This window comes from Metaclostridioides mangenotii (assembly GCF_018917235.1).
In the GTDB taxonomy this organism is placed as follows: domain Bacteria; phylum Bacillota; class Clostridia; order Peptostreptococcales; family Peptostreptococcaceae; genus Metaclostridioides.
In genome coordinates this window covers 246,746-267,281 of sequence record NZ_JAHLOF010000002.1, presented here as the reverse complement: position 1 = coordinate 267,281, position 20,536 = coordinate 246,746, and the positions used below count along the sequence as shown (strand labels likewise).

General features: G+C 29.1%; 16 protein-coding genes and 1 other RNA gene. 14 read left to right on the top strand and 3 right to left on the bottom strand.

Translation table 11 applies throughout. The features are described 5' to 3' along the window. The first annotated feature begins 299 nt into the window (after window positions 1-299). The 5 genes from smpB (at window position 300) to KQI18_RS04490 (ending at window position 2,951) form a co-directional block, all read left to right on the top strand. A complete protein-coding gene (smpB, locus tag KQI18_RS04515; RefSeq protein ID WP_216466487.1) occupies window positions 300-755 on the top strand; it encodes an SsrA-binding protein SmpB in 456 nt (151 codons plus the stop codon). Between the two features lie 88 nt (window positions 756-843). Further along, window positions 844-1,192, top strand: a transfer-messenger RNA (tmRNA) gene (gene ssrA / locus KQI18_RS04510). A gap of 255 nt (window positions 1,193-1,447) precedes the next feature. Continuing rightward, window positions 1,448-1,762: a hypothetical protein gene (locus tag KQI18_RS04500; protein WP_236887642.1), complete on the top strand. Its 315-nt coding sequence runs from the start codon at window positions 1,448-1,450 to the stop codon at window positions 1,760-1,762. 77 nt (window positions 1,763-1,839) lie between these two features. Beyond that, a complete protein-coding gene (locus tag KQI18_RS04495) occupies window positions 1,840-2,034 on the top strand; it encodes a hypothetical protein (RefSeq protein ID WP_216466486.1) in 195 nt (64 codons plus the stop codon). Window positions 2,035-2,381: 347 nt separating this feature from the next. Further along, window positions 2,382-2,951 carry a hypothetical protein gene (locus tag KQI18_RS04490; protein ID WP_216466485.1) on the top strand — a complete coding sequence of 190 codons (570 nt, stop codon included), beginning with the start codon at window positions 2,382-2,384 and terminating at the stop codon, window positions 2,949-2,951. A gap of 103 nt (window positions 2,952-3,054) precedes the next feature. Here KQI18_RS04490 and KQI18_RS04485 read toward each other — a convergent pair whose 3' ends face one another. Beyond that, complete coding sequence (locus KQI18_RS04485) at window positions 3,055-3,804, bottom strand: hypothetical protein (RefSeq protein ID WP_216466484.1); 750 nt, start codon at window positions 3,802-3,804, stop codon at window positions 3,055-3,057. Between the two features lie 54 nt (window positions 3,805-3,858). After that, window positions 3,859-4,254 (bottom strand): hypothetical protein, encoded by a 396-nt coding sequence (locus KQI18_RS04480; protein WP_216466483.1) that lies wholly within the window; start codon window positions 4,252-4,254, stop codon window positions 3,859-3,861. Between the two features lie 570 nt (window positions 4,255-4,824). Here KQI18_RS04480 and KQI18_RS04475 point away from each other — a divergent pair. The 3 genes from KQI18_RS04475 to KQI18_RS04465 all read left to right on the top strand — a co-directional run bounded on the left by KQI18_RS04475 (window position 4,825) and on the right by KQI18_RS04465 (window position 8,120). After that, window positions 4,825-5,046 (top strand): hypothetical protein, encoded by a 222-nt coding sequence (locus tag KQI18_RS04475; protein ID WP_216466482.1) that lies wholly within the window; start codon window positions 4,825-4,827, stop codon window positions 5,044-5,046. Further along, window positions 5,043-6,269, top strand: a complete 1,227-nt coding sequence (locus KQI18_RS04470; RefSeq protein WP_216466481.1) for a recombinase family protein — start codon at window positions 5,043-5,045, stop codon at window positions 6,267-6,269. The genes KQI18_RS04475 and KQI18_RS04470 overlap by 4 nt, the downstream gene beginning before the upstream one ends. Before the next feature lie 402 nt (window positions 6,270-6,671). Further along, window positions 6,672-8,120: a DEAD/DEAH box helicase gene (locus tag KQI18_RS04465; protein ID WP_216466480.1), complete on the top strand. Its 1,449-nt coding sequence runs from the start codon at window positions 6,672-6,674 to the stop codon at window positions 8,118-8,120. Between the two features lie 198 nt (window positions 8,121-8,318). On the opposite strand, the gene KQI18_RS04460 is transcribed toward KQI18_RS04465, so the two are convergent. After that, on the bottom strand, window positions 8,319-9,509 hold the full coding sequence (locus KQI18_RS04460; RefSeq protein WP_216466479.1) for a coenzyme F420-0:L-glutamate ligase: 1,191 nt from the start codon (window positions 9,507-9,509) through the stop codon (window positions 8,319-8,321). 118 nt (window positions 9,510-9,627) lie between these two features. On the opposite strand from KQI18_RS04460, the gene KQI18_RS04455 reads away from it, so the two are divergent. The 6 genes from KQI18_RS04455 (at window position 9,628) to KQI18_RS04430 (ending at window position 20,530) form a co-directional block, all read left to right on the top strand. Then, a complete protein-coding gene (locus tag KQI18_RS04455) occupies window positions 9,628-10,533 on the top strand; it encodes a LysR family transcriptional regulator (protein WP_216466478.1) in 906 nt (301 codons plus the stop codon). 932 nt (window positions 10,534-11,465) lie between these two features. Next, complete coding sequence (locus KQI18_RS04450; RefSeq protein ID WP_216466477.1) at window positions 11,466-14,342, top strand: cell wall-binding repeat-containing protein; 2,877 nt, start codon at window positions 11,466-11,468, stop codon at window positions 14,340-14,342. 689 nt (window positions 14,343-15,031) lie between these two features. After that, on the top strand, window positions 15,032-15,745 hold the full coding sequence (locus KQI18_RS04445) for a LytR/AlgR family response regulator transcription factor (RefSeq protein WP_216466476.1): 714 nt from the start codon (window positions 15,032-15,034) through the stop codon (window positions 15,743-15,745). After that, window positions 15,739-17,157: an ATP-binding protein gene (locus KQI18_RS04440; protein ID WP_216466475.1), complete on the top strand. Its 1,419-nt coding sequence runs from the start codon at window positions 15,739-15,741 to the stop codon at window positions 17,155-17,157. Before KQI18_RS04445 ends, KQI18_RS04440 begins: the two co-directional genes overlap by 7 nt. Before the next feature lie 208 nt (window positions 17,158-17,365). Beyond that, complete coding sequence (locus KQI18_RS04435; protein WP_216466474.1) at window positions 17,366-17,953, top strand: hypothetical protein; 588 nt, start codon at window positions 17,366-17,368, stop codon at window positions 17,951-17,953. Window positions 17,954-17,968: 15 nt separating this feature from the next. After that, window positions 17,969-20,530, top strand: a complete 2,562-nt coding sequence (locus KQI18_RS04430; RefSeq protein ID WP_216466473.1) for an ABC transporter permease — start codon at window positions 17,969-17,971, stop codon at window positions 20,528-20,530. The last annotated feature ends 6 nt before the right edge of the window (window positions 20,531-20,536 follow it).

Genomic DNA, 20,536 nt, shown 5'->3' with positions numbered 1-20,536 from the left:
TAATTAGCTCAGATACTTTCATAAATCAAAGAAGCTAGTATTTGCAAAATCTACATAACTAACTTTATCTCTTATGTCTATTCTACAATTTTTTTGTAAAATTGTATACAATTATGTATTGATTTATATATAATTAACTACAAATTGTAGAAAAACTGAATTAAAAAGACTGTATATGAAAATACTACTAGGTGCGGGCATATTGACTATAGTTATCAATTATGTTATCATAGATTATCGTAGATGTAGTGTTTATAACTATATTTACTATTAATAAGATAGTGAAGAAGGTGATTTATATGGCAGGTAAAAAAGTTTTAGCTACAAACAGAAAAGCAAGACACGAATACTTTATAGACGAGACTTACGAATGTGGAATCGAGCTTAAAGGAACAGAAGTTAAGTCTTTAAGACAAGGTAAAGCAAATTTAAGTGATGGATATGCGTCTGTAGATAACAGTGAAGTGTATTTAAAACAAGTTCATATAAGTCCATACGAACAAGGGAATATATTTAATGTAGATCCTTTGAGAGTAAGAAAGCTGCTTCTTCACAAATCAGAAATAAGAAAGCTAATAGGTGCAACAACTGTAAAAGGTTATTCACTAATCCCGTTAAGTTTATATCTAAAAAACGGTAAAGTGAAAGTAGAGTTAGCACTAGCAAAAGGTAAAAAGTTATACGATAAACGTCAAGAAATGGCTAAAAAAGATGCACAAAGACGTATAGAAAGAGAAATGACAGGTAAATACTAATTAACAATTAGATAATTTATATAAAGTACAACAAAGTAAATATTGTTTGCAAAAGAAATAAGAAGTCTCAAAGACTATAAACTACCACGGGGGCGTAAAGGTTTCGACGTGGGTTTGGCACTTGGGGCTGCGTGTCGTGTTACTCTGGGTCACGTAAAAACTGGGGAACTTATAAAACAAACGCAGACGATAATTACGCGTTAGCAGCCTAATGCTGCTCGTCCCTCTTAGCCCTCCTGCCGGCTAAGACTGGACGTCACTATGCAGGGAACTACTTTATGGGTGTCTCGACTTAAAGTGGAACAACTGGGGCTGGTCTCATATATAGATTGCCGCTTATCTGTATGTGGGGCGAGATTTAATTAAGCTGGCTACACACGTAGACGCAACGAGGAAAAGACTTACGGACAGGGGTTCGACTCCCCTCGTCTCCACCAATTTTAAAAAATGATGATTGAACACTTTGGAAATGCTAAGGTTTAGAAAATAAACTTTGGCATTTTTGTTGTTTATGACCACCATATGACCACCTAGAGATTTTTTGTATTAAATAAATCATCAATTTTTTCAACTGCTTCAAGTTTAGAATCTCCCATAACATGAGTATAAATATCCATAGTTATGCTGATATCATAATGCCCCATTAAAGTTTGTACCGTTTTCGGGGGGACTCCAGCCTCGATCCTACTGTAATGATAGCGACTAAAAAAGACATTGAAGTTGTTGAAAGTAAATTTAAAAAAATAACTGGTGATAAAAATGAATTAGTAACTAAAAATAAAAGTAATTTAGTTGCAGCAATAAATGAAGTTGCTACAGACTTAGGGAACATAGAACTTACAGGAAATAAAGTAACAATAGAAGATACAGACAACAACTTTGTAAGTGGAACAGTAGAGGGAGCATTAAAGGAGTTAGCAACTGAGACAAAGGCTTTAAATACAGAAGTTTATGGGCAAAGACTTAGGGCGATAGATGTTCTTAACAGTTTAGAATCCAAGTTATAGGGGGTGATATAATGCCATTAGAAACAGGGGCAAGTCTAAAAGAAGTAGTAGACATAGCATAACAAATAAGTGCAGATTTGCAGACTAAGAAAGAAGGTCTAGCGACTGCGATTACTAGCAAGAAAGTGCCTACAAATGCTAACGATAGTTTGCAAGTTATGAAGGATAATATAGATAGTATTATAGTAAGATCACCTATTGCTGAGGATGAAATAGGGGTTGTTCAATGGGAAGATGGAAGTTATAAAGGCTTTAAAGAAATAGTAAGATAAAGTTGTATTACCAATAAAATCAAGAAAAAATGCTACTTATAACTTTGTAGGTATAGCTGATTATGTATTAAGAAATTTTGATATAGATGAAGATAGATATATATATATTGTACTCCTCCTTCCTTAAATAAAAATATTAGTTTAATTAGGAAAATGGATTTGAAAAAAAATATTGTTTGGACATATAAGGGAATAGTAAATATTAAAAAAATACTATTAGATTCTAATAAAAATATTTATGTTTTATCCGGTTTTACACATTAAGCAAATTAAATAATAACGGTATATTAGAATGGACTAAAGAACTTGAAAGTACAAATGCTACATTAAACACAAGTGCTACAGATATGATTATTGATGATGATGATAATATTTATGTACTTTATCACCGTAATGTAAATGGTCATATTCAAAAAATAAATTCTAATGGTGAAATAATTAAAACAAATGAATTTAACCGAAGTTATGATTTTTATATTGGTACATCTAGAAACAATATAATTTATGCAATTGGAAAAAGGAGCAGAGATGATCTAGTAATAAAAATAGATAATGAATTAAATGAAATATCAAGTAGTACCGGTTTATTATCTGGTGCATTAGATATTGGAGTAGATAGCAAGGGAAATGCATTCGTATTATATAGAGAACGTGTAGACAAAATTGATTTTAATGGTGTATGGAAATGGTATAAAGACCTTAATGGTATTTCTATTTTAATAAATGAGTTTGATGATATATATGTAAATGGCGGTTCTGATATTTATTGTATTGATGAAGACAAAAACGAAATTTTTAGGATTAATATGACAGCACTTAAAAAAGGAGCGAGTAACTATATAGATAAGTTTAGCGGTCACGTAACTAAATTTGTGGGTAATGACTTTGAGGAGACATATAGAAAAGTTGTTGAGTGATTGGCAAAGAAAGAATTAATGTAAAGTAAAAAGGTAGCTTAATTTCAGTACACCCCCAAATATTAAATTGGGGTGTACTGAAAAAAGCTACTCTTGTTTATATTTATATAGAATTGTAAAAATTAACAGACCACTTGTAAGTTCCTCTTTTTAAATTGCCTGTTATACCTACACCTGTATCATATCCTATACTTCCTCTTCCAACTGCAGGCCAGTTTGGGACACTGTAACCGAAAGTATTATTAATAGGCTTTCTACTTGTAGTATTTGTAACCCCTTGCTGTTTACCAGACAACCTACCATATTGGTTCATTTTAACAGAGCGGCTAGTAATTTGTATTGAACTGTCTTTTATAGAAAATCCACCAGACATTTTAGTCATTTTTATGTATGTAAATTTACCATCCCCGCTTGAAGTTGTATATGTTACTGTTGAGTATGCTCTTACTCCACCTGTTTTATCATAGGCACCTTCGTTTTTACTAGCTCTAGTTTGAATTACTCCACTCTCTGGTTCAGGTTCTTTTATAAAAGTTGTTTTTACATATGTTTCCTCTGATTCGCTTCTTGCTTGTTTCACCTCAACTAATTGAGTTGTTGACATCGTTTCTAAAAATTCTTCCTCTCCAGTTTCGGGGTTTGTAACTGTGGCTACATCATTTGAATTCTCTGCAACATCGCTAATCCCGCTCTCTGCCAGATTGTATAGAGAATCTACATCTGTAATTTGTTTTTCTGAATAAGTAAGTGTTTTATCACCAGTTCCAGATGTTTCTTCTGCATTGACAGGTACTAATGATCCAATCATAAATATTGATAATGTTAATACAAGATATTTTCTTATTATTCTCATAAAAACTCTCCTTTATTTTATTTTTAAAATATAATAAAATTATTCTTTCTTAAATTATTTCCGAAATAAAGATATTTTTTCTGTTTTATTATTCCATTCAATAATAATTAAATATTTATTATTTTTCTTATATAGGTGATCCTCAATGTTGCTTTTACCTATAATTTTATCATTAAATTCAGTTAAGCTATCTTCGATTCGAGTTATTTCATCGCCGTTTTCAATTACTTTGCAAATGTATTTTATTTCTTCTCCCTTTTTAATTTTATCTTTATATATTACCTCTAAATTTCTTATGTCATTTTTTTGAACTGTGTATTTAGCGGTCCAATTTGATGATTCACCAGTAAATACAATTGATCTATTATTTAAATAAAATATAGTACTCAAAATAAATAATAAGGATATTAAAGAAACTAATAAAAATCTATTTTTGTTTATAACTAACACCTCCACGTTTACAAATTTTTAAATATTATATTCTGAATATAGATAAAATTAAATGATACTATTTATACATGTATACTAAAATAAATAAAAATATTCAATAATTTTAGCAAAACTGGTCGTTTAAAGTGCATAATTGGGAAAGAATGGATTATATAAATAACATAAGTTTTTATTTTTTATAAGTGAGTATTTCAAAAATATATATATAGAAAAGTGGTTGCGTGGTTGGAAAATAGAAAATTAATGTAGATTATATTTTTTAAGTTGAAGTTTGAAGTCAACTATTCTAGGGTTTTTATGTTGTTTTGTCAACTGAATACAAAAAAGAAATTAATACAGATTTAAGGTGGGTAGCAATTAAGCTACCTTTTTTTGTCGTCATAAGTCATTTTAAGACAAATTATGACTACAAATATATGATATTAAATGTTCCCAAAAATCCCGACTCTAATAACCCATGAGTATACAGGACTTTCGGAAGACGCTATTAACATTATAAAAAAATATTCAGAAGAACATAATGAAAAGCAACTTATAGAAATTCTTAACACACTTTTCAAAGAGGGAATTATGACGAACTTAATTAAAGCTTTAGAAGATTTTATATTATTTACTAGTACGGGCAAACTTACCTTTAGTTATACTAGTGATAAACCTAAATCCATTCCTATAGACCCGAAGATAATAGCAGAATGGTTTTTAGACATAGAACTTGAGCGTGCAACTGAAAAAATCAAAGAAATATTGTTAGAGAAATACTCTTATCTTTATGAGAAGGAGGATTCAGAATGAAAAAAGCAGTGATATATGCCCGATATAGTCCCGGTGGTCAGCAAACTTCCCAAAGCATAGAGGGACATTTGAAAGTCTGCCGCGAATACGTCAATCGGGAGGGCTATCACATCATGGGTGAATACACCGACCAGAAGCTAACCGGAAAGACCGCGGAAAAACGTCCCGGCTTTCAGCGCATGATTGCAGATTCAGTCCGTGGGCGTTGGGAGTACATCATTGTATACCAACTTGATCGATTTAGCCGCAACAAGTACGACAACGCTATATATAAAGCAAAACTGAACAGAAACGGTATCAAGGTCATATCCGCAATGGAGCGGGTCAACACAGAGGATGCAAGCGGCATATTGATGGAGACCATGCTAGAGGGTATGGCAGCGTACTATTCGCAGGAATTATCGCAGAAGATACAGCGTGGCAGAGCAATCAACGCATCTAAACATTTAAGCCTTGGAAGCAACCCCGGTCTTGGCTTCAAAGTTGTGGACAAGCAGATCGTTATTGATGATGCGAACGCCCATCACATTGTTCGCGTGTATGAAATGTACGCCAACGGTGCAACGATGCTGGAAATCATTAAATATTTAAACGGTTTTGGTGCGAGGACTTCTCACGGAAGACCATTTACATACAACAGTCTTTGGACGATTTTGAGAAATAAAAGGTATGTCGGAATATATAGCTATAAAGGGATCGATACACCAGATGCTTTGCCCCGCATCGTTTCGAAAGAACTATTTGACAAAGTACAAAAGCGACTTGTTGAGAATATCGGAGCCGGAGGAAGAGGGAAAGCTGTAGAGGACTACATTTTGAGCGGCAGGCTATTTTGTGGGCATTGCCTAATACCCATGACAGGAACCAGTGGCACAAGCAAGAGCGGGAAACTACATAGCTACTATAAGGAGAAGAACAAAGGTTGTAAAAACCTTACCGTCACCAAGCATAAGATCGAGGACAAGGTAATTGAAGTCGTACGGGACATGCTTACAGAGGATAATCAGCGCGTGATCGCTCGTGAAATATCCGCTCTTTGTAAACATGAGCGAGACAATCCCAATTTGAAGCGGCTACAACGTCTTTTGAAAGAAAACAGCAAACAAAAAGCCAATCTCTTAGAATCTCTAAAGGTTGGCAAGGCGTCGGTAAGAACCGCTAATTATGTTTTTGGCGAGATTGCCATGGTTAATAGTGTCTATATTTTTATCGACGATGATTGAGGTCACAGAGCAACTGTAATATTCAATGTGAGCAATCAGCCGCCTGTGCAAGTGGACGTGTTTCTACTAGATGAAATACGGGATAATGGAGGTTCTTATGCGTCCTTATTATCTCCACCAATAAAATCCACGAAAACCATATTGATGTAATAGTCAATATGGTTTTTTAAATTGAAATTCACTGTAAGAGATTAGTATAATGAGGTGATTACTACTAACATCTAGCTTATTTTTATATTTAAATAAGGAGATAGAGATTATACAAAAGGGAGTCTCAATTAATGGAAAAATCATTTAAAGGCACTACTTTTTTCTAATTAGGAGATATAGAATTTTTATGATATTATTTAGTAGTGAGGATAGATATAAAATACTACAATGACATAAAGGAAGATAATATAAATGACAAAAACGAACTTTAAAGATTACGAACTGAGCAATGAGATACTAAAATCGCTTAATATGCTAAACTATAAGATACCAACAAAAGTTCAGCAAGAAGTAATACCAGTTGTACTAGAAAATAAAGATGTACTAGTAAAATCACAAACAGGAAGTGGTAAAACCGCAACATTCGCAATACCATTATGTGAACTAGTTGACTGGGAAGAAAACAAACCACAAGCACTAATACTTACACCAACAAGAGAACTTGCAATACAAGTTAAGGAAGATATATTTAACATAGGAAGATTCAAAAGAATAAAGGTACCAGCGTTATACGGTAAATCATCTTTTGAACTACAAGCAAAAGAGCTAAAGCAAAAAACTCATATAGTAGTTGGAACACCAGGTAGAACAATAGATCATATCAAAGAAGGAAACTTCACAACAGATAATATAAAATACCTTGTATTAGATGAAGCAGATGAAATGCTTAGTATGGGATTCTTAGGACAAGTAGAAGAGATAATATCAGCACTACCTGCTAAGCGTGTGACTATGTTATTTTCAGCAACTATGCCAGATGATATAGATTTATTATCAAAAAAGTATATGAAAGACCCTGTTACAATAGAAATTAAAGCAAAAAATTTAACAGTAGAAAGAATACAACAAGATGGATATAGAGTAGAAGAAACAGGAAAGTTAAATTTATTAAAAGACGTAACAATAATAGAAAATCCTGATAGCTGTGTGATTTTCTGTAACACTCAAGTTAAAGTAGATTCACTGTACAATGAATTAACTAAACTTAAATATCCATGTGACAAAATACATGGTGCTATGGAACAAGATGAGAGAATAAAAGTAATGAATAACTTTAAAAAAGGATATTTTAGATACCTAATAGCAACAGATGTAGCTGCTAGAGGTATAGATATAGATAATATCACTCATGTAATAAATTACGATGTACCTGTATTAAAAGAAAATTATGTTCATAGAATAGGGAGAACAGGTCGTGCAGGTAAAGAAGGTAGAGCTATTACCTTTGTTATGAAATCTGATGAAAGACGTATATTTGAAATATACTCATACACAGGCAAGGAATTAACAATGAAGATGAAACCAAGTAAAAGATTTGTTATGAGCTTAAAGTCTGAATTTGATAAGAAGTTAGAGCAAAGACAAAAGATTAAAGAAGATAAAGGTGCAAATCTAAGTCAAGAAATCATGAAATTGCATATAAATGCTGGTAAAAAAACTAAGATGAGACCTGTTGATATAGTTGGTACACTTTGTAGTATAGAAGGTATGAGTGCACAAGACATTGGTGTTATAAGTGTACTTGATGTATCTACTTATGTTGAAGTACTAAATAACAAAGGTGATATGGTATTAAAAGCATTACAGACTAAAAATATAAAAGGTAGACCACGAAAAGTTACTAAAGCAGAGATGTTATAGATATGCTCGTTGGTATTATTCCTGCGATTCATTCGTCTCCAACAATGAAATCCACGATAGAGATATCGTGGATTTTTACTTTATAGTTATATATTAATTATAAAATTATTTACACTGCTGATTATTTGAATAACTAAAAAAGTAGCTACCACTAATTGATTTTTAATTTACTGAAACGGTAGCCACTTTTTTAATTTATTACTTTGTGTAATTATCAAAATAACCTTGGATGAATATAATAGGGGTTCCCTTATCTCCGCTTCCTGAAGTTAAATCAGATAATGATCCTATAAGGTCAGTAAGTCTTCTTGGAGTAGTACCTTGTGATTCCATAGCTCCAACTAAATCTGATTCCTTATTTTTAATATATTCTGATATTGCCTTCTTAAGCTCTTCACCCTTTAAATCAGCGAAGTTATTATCAGCAAGATACTTTAATTTTATTTCATTTGGAGTACCATTTAAGCCTGATGTATAAGCTGGTGAAACAACTGGGTCAGCAAGTTCCCAAATCTTACCGACTGGATCCTTGAAAGCTCCATCTCCATAAATCATGACCTCAACATCTTTTCCTGTTTTCTCTTTAAGAATAGCTTGTATATTATCAACGATAGGTTGACAGCTACGAGGGAAAAGCTTAACTGTTTCTTCTGTTGATTTGTTTGAACCTAATAGTCCATAAGCTTCATTAAATCCACTTCCATCAATAGATTCACATAATATATTATCAAGGCTATAGATCTTTTCTCCACCATTTGTTTTTAAAATTTTCTTAGTTCTAAATCTTGTATGAATATCACAAGTAAGAACGCTCTTTGTATAATTTAAGATAGTTTTAGGATTGTTTGAGAATATTACTTCACACTCAACACCATATTCTTGAATTAAAGATTTATAATAATCAATGTAATCAACACCTGTGAAAGCATGCTTATTATACCCAAACAGATTACGGAATTCTTGCTCTGTTAAAACATCTGTCCAAGGATTAACGCCCTTATCATCTAATATATCTAAATCAACTAGATGATTTCCAACTTCATCAGATGGATAGCTTAACATTAATACTATTTTTTTAGCTTCCTTTGCTATACCACGAAGGCAGATTGCAAAACGATTACGACTTAAGATAGGGAATATTACACCAATAGTATCGTCACCAAATTTAGATTTAACATCCTTAGCGATATTATCTATAGAAGCATAATTTCCTTGAGCACGTGCAACTACTGATTCAGTTACAGTAATTATATCCTTATCATTTATAGTAAATCCTTCAACTTCTGAAGCTTTAAGTACACTTTCTATAACTATATCCTCAATTTTATCGCCTTCTTTAATGATTGGACAACGTAGTCCCCTAACAACTGTACCAATAACTCTTTCCAAAATAATCTCTCCTAACAATTTAAAATTGATTTCAAATACTTAATACTATTGTAATATACACCAATAAATGATATAAGTAAAATAAATAGAATGAATATATGATATAAGGAGTGCTTATATGGTTACTAAATTAGATTTATATAAGGTGTTTTGTCAGGTAGGAAAAAGCAAAAGCTTTACAAAGGCATCAAAGGCTCTTTACATGACACAGCCAGCAGTAAGCCAAGCGATAATGCAATTAGAAGGAGAACTAGATATTAGACTTTTTAATAGAACACCAAAGGGTGTATCCTTAACTAATGAGGGGAATCTTTTATTTGAATATGTAAATTCAGCAATTAATTTAATCAATGCTGGAGAAGAAAAAATATTAGAATTTAAAGATTTAACTGTGGGAGAGTTAAAGATTGGAGTAGGAGATACTATATCTAAGTATTTTTTACTTCCATATTTAGAGTTCTTTCATAATAGATATCCTAATATTAAGTTTAAGATTATAAATGGTACTACCTTAGAACTTTGCGCCTTAATTAAGTCAGGAGAAATTAATATTGCAATCTGTAATTTTCCAATTGATGATCATTCATTAGAATTAATACCTTGTGGAGAGGTTAGAGATATTTTTGTTTGTGGAGAGAAGTATAAGGATTTATCTACGGAGAAAATTTCATTAGAAGAATTGGTAAAATATCCTTTAATATTCCTAGAAGCTAATTCAAATTCAAGAAAGTATGTAGAAAAGTTCATGCTATCCAAGGGGATAAAAATCTCTCCAGATTTTGAACTTGGATCTTTTGATTTATTATTGGAGTTTGCAAAGATAAATTTAGGTATTGCCTGTATAGTAAAGGAGTTCTCAGGGGATTATTTAGAAAAGGGATTATTATATGAGGTTAATATTTCAGAAGAGATACCTAGTAGAAGCATTGGTGTTTGTTATTTAAAGAGCGTTCCACTTTCATTAGCTTCTATAAAATTTGTTGAGATATTATCTTCTGCTAACCCTTCATTAAAAATTAAATAAAGTAAGCGTTTATTATATTTAGATTAGAGAGAGATAGAGTCGATGAAAAAAAATAATCCATTTAATAAAATAATTAATAAGCGAGATTACATGTACGTGGAAGTAAACTTAGGTAGAAAATTTGGTAAAATTGTGGGTATTATTTTCGTGAATCGTCTCCACCATTGAAATCCACGAAAATATATTGGTCTTAAGACCAATATATTTTTTGTTTAAAAATAAATTACAATTTTAAGTTATCTGAAAATTCAGCTATACGCAAACCACAGAAAATAATGAATAAAATTAAATTTTAAGTGGCAATGGAGTTTGGAATGGGGGATATATAATATTAAAAATAAAAAGACTATATAAGGGGAAAATAATATGAATATATACAACTATTTTAACTTTAAAAATCCGATTACACACAAACTCACCATAATCTTAATTCCCATTCTCCAACTGTCTAAGTTCATTCTCTAACTCTATTTCATTTCTTATATCATCAAAAGTCTTTCCTGTTGAATCATCATGAGTGATATAAATAGAAATTGAATATGAAAGATTGTATATTTAATGAGCAATAAATGTTTATTTAAAGATCATGTTAAAGTAGTATTCAATATGGTCTTTTTTGATTTACATATTAATAAATTAAGAGAAAATAAAATACAATATAAAATAGTACATAAAATGACAAAATTTTCTTATATACTATGGTAGTCTTTGTATAATACGAGAAGATATTTAATTTACAAGATGTGGTGGTAGCGATGTAGAGGCATAGTATAATTGCATTATTAGTTATGCGAAATTAGTGGGTTTATTTTTTGCGATTCGTCTACACCAATAAAATCCACGAAAATACATTGACAGCTTTAAATATAAAAATTATAACAAAAAAATTTAATTAATTTTATTGCATTTATTACAAATAGGGGGTTGGTAACATGAGAAAATATAATAAAAATATGGCGATTATTTTATCGGGAGTAGTAATAGCTACTAATACACAAATCACAACGATATCATATGCACTGGAAGATGATAAAAACCAAACTACACTAGAAAAAAGTATAGAAGAAAACGAACCAAAGTCTTCTAATTATGTAAAACAAGAGATTGTAAAAGTAACAAACGAAGAAGAGTTAATAATAGCACTAGAAAATCCAAATATAAAGACAGTAGAAATAAAGAATGATATAGTAATAAAAGATTCAAATCCTACACTAAGGATAGAAATAAAAGGAAATGAAAAAGAAATAAGAGGAAATGGATATACAGTAAGTAGTGGTGAAATATTTAATTTTTTATTAAATACAAATACAAAAATAGATAATCTAAAGCTGAAAGAAATAGCTATAACGAGCGCAAATAGAGAAAATTTACATATAGTAAACAACAGTGAAATAAGTAATGGAGAGATAACAGATTGTGGGAATATAACATTAGAAAATGTAAAAGTAAATCATACAATGATAAAAAGTAATAAAAACTTAGTTATAAATTCAAGTAAAATGAACAAGAGTATAATTAAACATTTTGGAGATGAAGTTGGAGAATTGAAGATAATTAATACTGAAATAAAAGAGCATCATCCGAGTAGTGGTCTTATTGCACCGAGCGACCATGGAGGCAATAAAGCACCAATATATTTATATGGAGGTAATGTAGAATTAGAAAATGTAAAGATAATAAACCCAGGTAGTAATGCAATATATGCAGCAGGAAGTCACTCAAAAGATATAACAGAACAAAAAATAAGAATAAAAGGAACGTTAGAGGTAGATGGTGCACAGAACGAGGCAATAGTTCTTAAGATGGAAAATGATAGTAATAAAAATATACCTTTAAAGCTTTATATAGATGGAGATATAAAGCAAAAAGGGGATACATATACAGTAATAGCAGAAAATGAAGGAAACCATATTAAGATATATTATGATGATAGTAAAATAGAAAAAGGAACTGACCTATACTCAAATGAATATTACAATACTAAAAATAGAGAAGGGATTAAACCACCACTTCCTAGCTATGAAAATTCACTTGCAGTAGTAACAGATAAACGTTATTTACTAAGATCATTAGAAGATCAAAATATAAAAACAATAGATATAAGAAATGATATAGATATAAATTCATCTATAGGCGAACCATTTAATATATATATATCTGGAAATAAAAAAGAAATAAAAGGAAATGGACACACAATAAGCAATAGTACAGGATCAAATTGGTTCAATATAAAAACAAATACAAAAATGGATAATTTAAAGATAGGTGGAGGAAGCATCTACACTGTAGAGGGGAAAAACTTAGATATAGTAAATAACAGCGAAATTAATGGTGCATCAATATCGTTGGAAGGAAATGTATCATTAGAAAATGTAAAAATGGATTATGCGTCAATATCTGGTAACGGGAATCTAGTTGTGAATTCAAGTAAATTAAAAAATAGTCAAATTTCAATCTCAGATTATTATGAAAATAAAGTTGGAATAGCGAAAATAATCAATACTGAAATAGAAGGTCAAGGCTATGCTGTACCAATAAGTTTAAATGGAGGAAATATAGAGTTAGAAAATATAAAAATAACAAATCCAGGTGACCATGCAATATATGCAAAAGGAAGCAAGAAACTTGAAAATAAGATAAGAATAAAGGGAACATTAGAGATTGATGGTGCAAAAAAAGACGCAATAGTTTTAAAGAAAGGTGAGAGTAGTACAGAGAATCCAGTAGAACTATATATAGATGGAGATATAAAGCAAAAAGGAGATACATACACAATAAAAGCAGAAGATGAAGGTACATATACTAAGGTGCATTATGATGATAGTAAAATAAAAAGAGTAACTGATAAATGGTCATATACTTATTATAGTACGAAAAATAGAGAAGGAAATGAACCGAAGTCTGTTGTATATGAAAATAAATTAGTTGGAGAAAATAGACATCAAACAGCTATAAAAGTAAGTAATGAAGGATGGGATGTAGCAAATACTATAGTAATAGTAAACTCAAACTCAATGGCAGATGCACTTAGTGCAACACCATATGCAAATTGGTTAAATGCGCCAATACTTTTAACAGAAGGAAATAAATTAAATAGTGATACTAAAAAAGAAATATTAAGGCTTAAAGCAAAAGGAGTTCGTATAATAGGTGGAGAGGGATCTGTATCAAATTCAGTTATAAATGAATTAAAGTCTATGAATCTTAATGTAGAGAGGATAAGTGGGAATGATAGATACGAGACATCTTTAGAGATAGCTAAAAAATTAAATTCACCATCAGAAATAGCAGTTGTAAATGGTGTAACAGGGCTTCCTGATGCAGTAAGTATTGCGCCAGTTGCAGCAGAGAAAGATATGCCAATAGTATTAGTATCACCAAAAGAAGGAATTAAAGCATTTGATCAATATATAAAAGATAACAATCTATATATAAATAAATCTTATATTATAGGAAAAGAAGCAGCTATATCAAATAAAATAGCTAATAAACTACCAAATCCAGAAAGATTAGGTGGAATAGATAGAAATGAGACTAATGCAGTTATATTAGAAAAGTTCTATACAAGTGAAGAATTAAATAACATATTTATTGCTAAAGATGGAATGAAGAAACCTGATGATTTAATAGATGCATTGTCAGTAGGTGTACTAGCTTCTCAAAAAAAATCACCAGTAGTTATAGTAGGAAATGATTTAAATGATAAGCAAGAAAGTTTATTATCTAAAAAACAGCCTAAGGCGATAACTCAGGTCGGTGGAAATGGAAATGAAAATGCATTTAATAAATTAGCAAATATGTTTAAGTAGTAATTTGGAGATAGAATTATAATCGTGGATATTATTCCTGCGATTCGTCTCCACCATTGAAAACCACGAAAAGGTATATCGGCTATTAATGCTGATATACCTTTTTTATATAAAGAATTACATTTGTAAAAGTAACTTTGATATTAAATAAATAAAAAATAAATTAAGAAAAGATGAATAGGTGAAATACTGATAAAGAAAAAGCCAGATCTCTAAATAAAAGTGATTGGTCTTATAGTTCTATTTCTTAATAGTATTTACTAGCTTATTTTTGAAATTATTTTCAATTGGTTTTATATAATAAATTTGACATTTAAATTAATAAATTTTAAAGACATCATAAATAAGGGAGGTTTATGAGGAAGTCAAATAGTAGTTTAATATCACTAATGGTCTTAGTAATGTTAATGATTAAAGCGACTATCCACGAACACTTATATCTATTGGGTATAAGTGTTTTTAATATATTTAGAGTTTTGTTAAAAAATCACATTAAAATTTAATAATGCAACAATAGAAGCAACAAAAGAATACATTATAACAATCAATTTTAATTTGGACATGAGTATTGATAAAAATAACTTGAAAATGTTATCCTAAAGTATAGGATATATAAAACAATATTTGAATATATCAACTAAAAAGCTTTTAATAGTTCATACTAAGAAAGAGTACATAAGGGGGAACTTATGATTAGGATAGCAATTTGTGAAGATGAAGAAGAAACACAACTATTAATAGAAGATTATCTTGATAATATATTAAAGAATATAAATATAGAATATGAAATACAAAAATTTAGTTTAGGAGAAGAGTTACTTGAATGTAACTTAAAAGATATAGATATATTACTTCTTGATATACAAATGGGGCAAATAAATGGAATGGATACTGCAAGGAAGATTAGAAAAGTAGACAATAAAATGGAGATAATATTTATAACTTCTTTAATAGATTATGTACAAGAAGGATATGAGGTAAGAGCTTATAGATATTTATTAAAACCTATAGAATCAGAGGAATTAAAAAAACATGTATTAACATGTATTAAAGAGATTGAAATAAATAAAAACAATTATATTGTAATAAAGAATAAGTCTAATACATACAAGATTAACTCAAATGAAATAAAGTATATAGAAATTCAAAAAAAGGATATGTTAATACACACAATAAATAAGAGTTTTGATGTGCGGTATAGTCTAGAAAAAATAGAAAAAGACTTAAATCAAGATGAATTTGTAAGATGTCATAAAAGCTTTCTAGCTAATTTAAATTATGTAGAAAATATAAAGCCAAATATTGCAGTATTAGAAAGTGGGGAAGAAGTGCCTGTTAGTAGATATAGATATAAAGATGTTAAGATTAAATTCTTAAAATTCCTTGGGGATTCCATATGTTAAAATTTATGTCTTGTCTAATATTAGCATTATCAATATTTATACGTTTTTTTATATTTAAAGCATTAATAACTTATAAAAAAGAAAGCAATAAAAATTACAAAATTGTATTTTATATCTTAGTATTATTAATTTATATCATATCTCTAATAGTTGTATTAGAAAAGTACCATACTAATATAAATTATTTAATTGATGCTATAGTATTTATTGTTTGGGGGATATATTACAATTACTTTCATAACGTAAGATATATTAAATATATAGTTTCATTTTATTTATTTAATGTATATTACGACTTATTTACAGAAGTTGTATATAGGATATTATTCATCAGAGTTACAGGTAGTTCTCTATCATCTGAACAAGCACTTTTAGTATCTTATGGTGATGGACTCAAAATTCAAGTATATTCGTATATATTTATTATATTTGTTTTTGTTATATTTGCATTTATTAACAATAAGTTAAAGTTATTTGACAGTGAAAAAAAATATTATATATACTTACTTATTGCGTTAATGGCTAATATTATTAATATAATTGGAAGATATACAATGGGAGTTTATACTATAGGTGATTATTATACTCTAAATAAGCTTTTATTTAAATGGAGGATGTCAGTACCTGTACTACAAGATGAATGGCCTTATTTTGACCAATTGGTGATTCCAAAGTTAGTAATAGCTAGTAGTATAATTATAATAATATTATTTAGAAAAACAATAAAAGAAAATAAATTAAAAGCTCAGGATGAACTAATAAAAAATAAATTAGATATGCAATATGCTCACTACTTAAGCATTCAAGAATCTCATATGAAGGTTAAAAAGCTTTATCATGACATAAATAATCATATTTGTTGCATAGATAATCTTAAAAAAAATAGTGAAGAAATTAATGAGTATGTAAATAACTTAAAATATGAAATTAAAGAATTTAAATCTAAATATAATACAGGAAACATGATATTAGATATTATAATCAATGAAAAAAGTGAACTATGCACAAAAAAAGGAATTAAATTTATTTGTGATATAAACTTTTCAAAAGTTGATTTTATAAAACCCGTAGATGTATCGAGTATATTTGCTAATATTTTAGATAATGCAATAGAAGCATGTGATAAAATACAGGATGAAAATATTGATAGATATATTAGAATAAAAGGAACTATAAATAAATCATATTTTGTACTTAAATGTGAGAATAGCAAAGTTAATAGTATTAGAATTAATAAAAATAGATTATTAACGGACAAAATGGATAAGTTCATACATGGAATAGGAATTCAAAGTATTAAATCTTCTTTAGAAAAATATAATGGAGAAATATTATTTGAAGACAAGAAAGACAAATTTACACTAAACATATACATACCACTTAATCAAAAAATTGACAGTTGGGTCGATTAACCTACTAGTTGGGGCACATATATTGATACTAAAAAATAAGGATGTTATCTTTTAATAGCTAAAGATAATGTCCTTATTTTTTTGAGCAACTGACGAAGTAGTTGGCGGCATGAGCGAAGCGAATTTTTATTAGAAGAACCATAAAGTCTTTTAATATCAGAAATAATTAATAAATGAGGGTTGTAAAAATAATGGAGGCAAAGGGTATATGAAAGTAAAAAAATTTATAGTAGCTATGTTATTAGTAGCTATAAGTGTAAGTTCGGGTCTAATGGTGGGATGTGCATCTTCTAAACCCGATCCAGATAAAAAAATTTATACAGCACAAGAAGTGTCTGAAATAAAAAAAATTTTTTCAAAGAAGATTTCAAAATCTATAAAAGATAGTGGTCTTAGGTTGGTTGAAGTTTTACCAGATGGTAGTTTTGTTTTATCTCTAGGAAATTTGGAAAAATCTAAAGAGCAACCCGATCAAGTTTTAAATTATTCTATGGTACCAGATGATAAAAATACTAAGGAAATACTAAATATTCAATGTGTTAGAGAATATACCAATGATGAAAAATTAAATGAAAGTGATAAATTTTTAAAAGCCATTTATAACATATTTAAATCACTAACTGATACTGAATTAGCTGAGAAAGAATTTTTTAATGAAATTGAAAAAACATATAATAAAGGTGAGGGTAATGTAGAACTTCCTAATATGAATGGCATACATATTTTGGTGAATAAAATTGATAAGTCAACTAAGATTTTAGAGCTAAGATTTAATGAGGAATTTAAATTAAAATAAAGAGAGGGTGATTTTATGGGAATATATATGAAAATGTCACTGGCATATTTGAAGAAAAATAAACTTAAAACTTCATTATTGATATTAGGTGTTGCACTAGGTGTAGTCTTGATATTTGGAACTAGTGTTTTAAAAGAATCCCAGAATAAAAATGATGTAGAAGCAATAAATAAACTTTATAGTGGATATCATTTAGAATTTATTGATTTAAATTCCGATGGAACTGAAAAGCTAAAAAATGATAAAGATGTATCAAAAATTACTACAGTACAAAACTTAGGTAATATTGTAGATGAAAAGGGAAACTCTTTTCCACTAAAATCAACAGATAAAGATTACATAACTGATAAGTCTTCTAAATTGATAAAAGGTAGATTTCCAAAGGATAATAATGAAATAGTAATGGAAAAAGAAGCTATAGAAGCAATGAATATATCAGATAAATTAAATTCTACTTTAGATTTTACAGTAAAAAAGAAATATAAAGATCATGAAGGAAGTATTAGAATTTATACTGTAGATAAAAAATTTAAACTAGTAGGAGTTGTAGAAAAACCAAAGGGATTTTATGATTTTTATGATATTAATATTGCATTTGAAGCATTTACTTACGGTAATGATGAAAAAAATGACTTAATACCACAAGATATAATTAGTTATAATAATCTCTTAAGTTTAAAAAGCGGTTGGCAAAATATTGATGGACAGGCTCATAAAATTATGGCAAAACATAATTTAGGGGAAGCTAGTTATTCACCAAATATGCCCCTTGTACGACAATTAATGAATAAAAAAATAGAAAAGGATAATCCAGATGCTTATAAAAGAGAAGTTTTAATTATAATTACAGCAGGAATTTTCGTGTTCAATATTTTTAATATAACATTAAATGAAACAATAAAAGAAATGGGATTACTTAGATTAATAGGTTCAAGTAAGAAAAATGTTAGATGCACGATAATATACCAGGCATTAATTATAATGGTTGCAGGTATAGTAGTAGGATTAATATTCGGTGCCATATATTCGTATATAGTAGTTAATATATCTAATCCTTCGATATATCAAGAGGCAGTAATAAAGCCAAAGTTATATGTAAGTAACGCAAATATTATGAAAGCTATAATAACAGGTGTATTTTCTGTTCTTACTTCTTGTATTATACCTATTTGGAAGGTAGGTAATATATCATCTATTGAAGCTACAAAGAAAACAGATAAGTTTAAAGGTTATAGAGGAAGTTACAGATTAGGCAAATTTTCAAGTAAAATATTTGGATTTTATGGATTTATAGGACTTAAAAATATTGGAAGGAATAAAAGTAGAGCGCTTATATCTATGATATCAATTGCACTAGGAGGATATATATTTTTAACTACATTTTCAAGTATGCAAGGCGAATTAAATGATAAAATTGAGGATATGCAAAAAAGATATGATATAACAATACAATTTGGAGTAAATTCAGATATAGATAATGCAGAGTATACAGAGAGTGATGTAAATAAGTTAAAAAATGTAGATGGTGTAAAAAGTGTGACTACACTTCAAATAGAAAGTGGAATATTAGATTATAAAAAGAATGAAATGGATCAAGACTTTGCAAAAAGCAAAGGAATACAAGAACAAGATCAAATGGAATATAAAATGGATCTAAAATTATTTGGACCGGATTATATAAAATATACATTGAAAAACTTCTTACAAGAAGGGCACATATATGAGATTGGAACATTAAACAAAGGGGTACCAAATGTAGCAGTATATAATTATTTTTACGATGAATCTGGGACAAATACGTTTAAAAAAGTTTTTCCTGATTTAAAGATAGGAGATATTATAACAATAAAAGTTCCGATTACGGAAAACGGAAACACTGAATATAAAGAAAGTAAAGTAAGGGTATGTGCAATATTGAAATCTGATTGGATGTCTAAGGGAGATGGCGACTTAGGCCGTAATTTTGAGATTGTAACAGCTAGCAGCCTTTCTAAACATATTGTTGGAGAAAAAAAATATAATAAATTAGGTATAAACTTAGAGGACCCATATGATAAAACTGTAAATGAAAAAGTAAAAAAAGTTTCTAATTGTATTCATTTATCTCAATTTGAAAGTAAGCTGGCTTTTAATGAGATGCAAAAGAGTTATGAAGATTATATTAAGTCACAAATATCAACAATAATGTTGGTTTTAATAATAGCAGGAATTAACATTTTCTGTACAATAAAAACCAATTTACTTATGAGGAAAAAAGAAATTTCAACGCTTAGAGCAATAGGATTGAGTATAAGAGATATAAAAAAAATGGTTACTTATGAAGCATTAACATATGCAATGTTAAGTTTTATAATCACTTTAATTCCATCGATGATAAACTTAATTAAATTTGTAAACTGTAATAATAGTGCTTATAAAAACTATGGAATAGAGCATTTTATGTCTTTTAAATTTCCAGTTAAACAATCGATAATATTTTTTATTATATCAGTGACTGTATGTTTAATCGCAGTAGCTACAAGCAGTAGGGATTTGAAAAAGATGAGTATTATTGAGGGAATAAAAGATAACGATTAATTACTT

Excerpts from the sequence above, each read along its gene's own strand:
- KQI18_RS04465 (WP_216466480.1), top strand. The coding sequence starts at position 6,672 with ATGACAAAAACGAACTTTAAAGATTACGAACTGAGCAATGAGATACTA.
- KQI18_RS04490 (WP_216466485.1), top strand. The coding sequence starts at position 2,382 with ATGATTATTGATGATGATGATAATATTTATGTACTTTATCACCGTAAT.
- KQI18_RS04485 (WP_216466484.1), bottom strand. The coding sequence starts at position 3,804 with ATGAGAATAATAAGAAAATATCTTGTATTAACATTATCAATATTTATG.
- smpB (WP_216466487.1), top strand. The coding sequence starts at position 300 with ATGGCAGGTAAAAAAGTTTTAGCTACAAACAGAAAAGCAAGACACGAA.
- KQI18_RS04450 (WP_216466477.1), top strand. The coding sequence starts at position 11,466 with ATGAGAAAATATAATAAAAATATGGCGATTATTTTATCGGGAGTAGTA.
- KQI18_RS04455 (WP_216466478.1), top strand. The coding sequence starts at position 9,628 with ATGGTTACTAAATTAGATTTATATAAGGTGTTTTGTCAGGTAGGAAAA.
- KQI18_RS04475 (WP_216466482.1), top strand. The coding sequence starts at position 4,825 with ATGACGAACTTAATTAAAGCTTTAGAAGATTTTATATTATTTACTAGT.
- KQI18_RS04500 (WP_236887642.1), top strand. The coding sequence starts at position 1,448 with ATGATAGCGACTAAAAAAGACATTGAAGTTGTTGAAAGTAAATTTAAA.
- KQI18_RS04445 (WP_216466476.1), top strand. The coding sequence starts at position 15,032 with ATGATTAGGATAGCAATTTGTGAAGATGAAGAAGAAACACAACTATTA.
- KQI18_RS04440 (WP_216466475.1), top strand. The coding sequence starts at position 15,739 with ATGTTAAAATTTATGTCTTGTCTAATATTAGCATTATCAATATTTATA.
- KQI18_RS04435 (WP_216466474.1), top strand. The coding sequence starts at position 17,366 with ATGAAAGTAAAAAAATTTATAGTAGCTATGTTATTAGTAGCTATAAGT.
- KQI18_RS04430 (WP_216466473.1), top strand. The coding sequence starts at position 17,969 with ATGGGAATATATATGAAAATGTCACTGGCATATTTGAAGAAAAATAAA.
- KQI18_RS04470 (WP_216466481.1), top strand. The coding sequence starts at position 5,043 with ATGAAAAAAGCAGTGATATATGCCCGATATAGTCCCGGTGGTCAGCAA.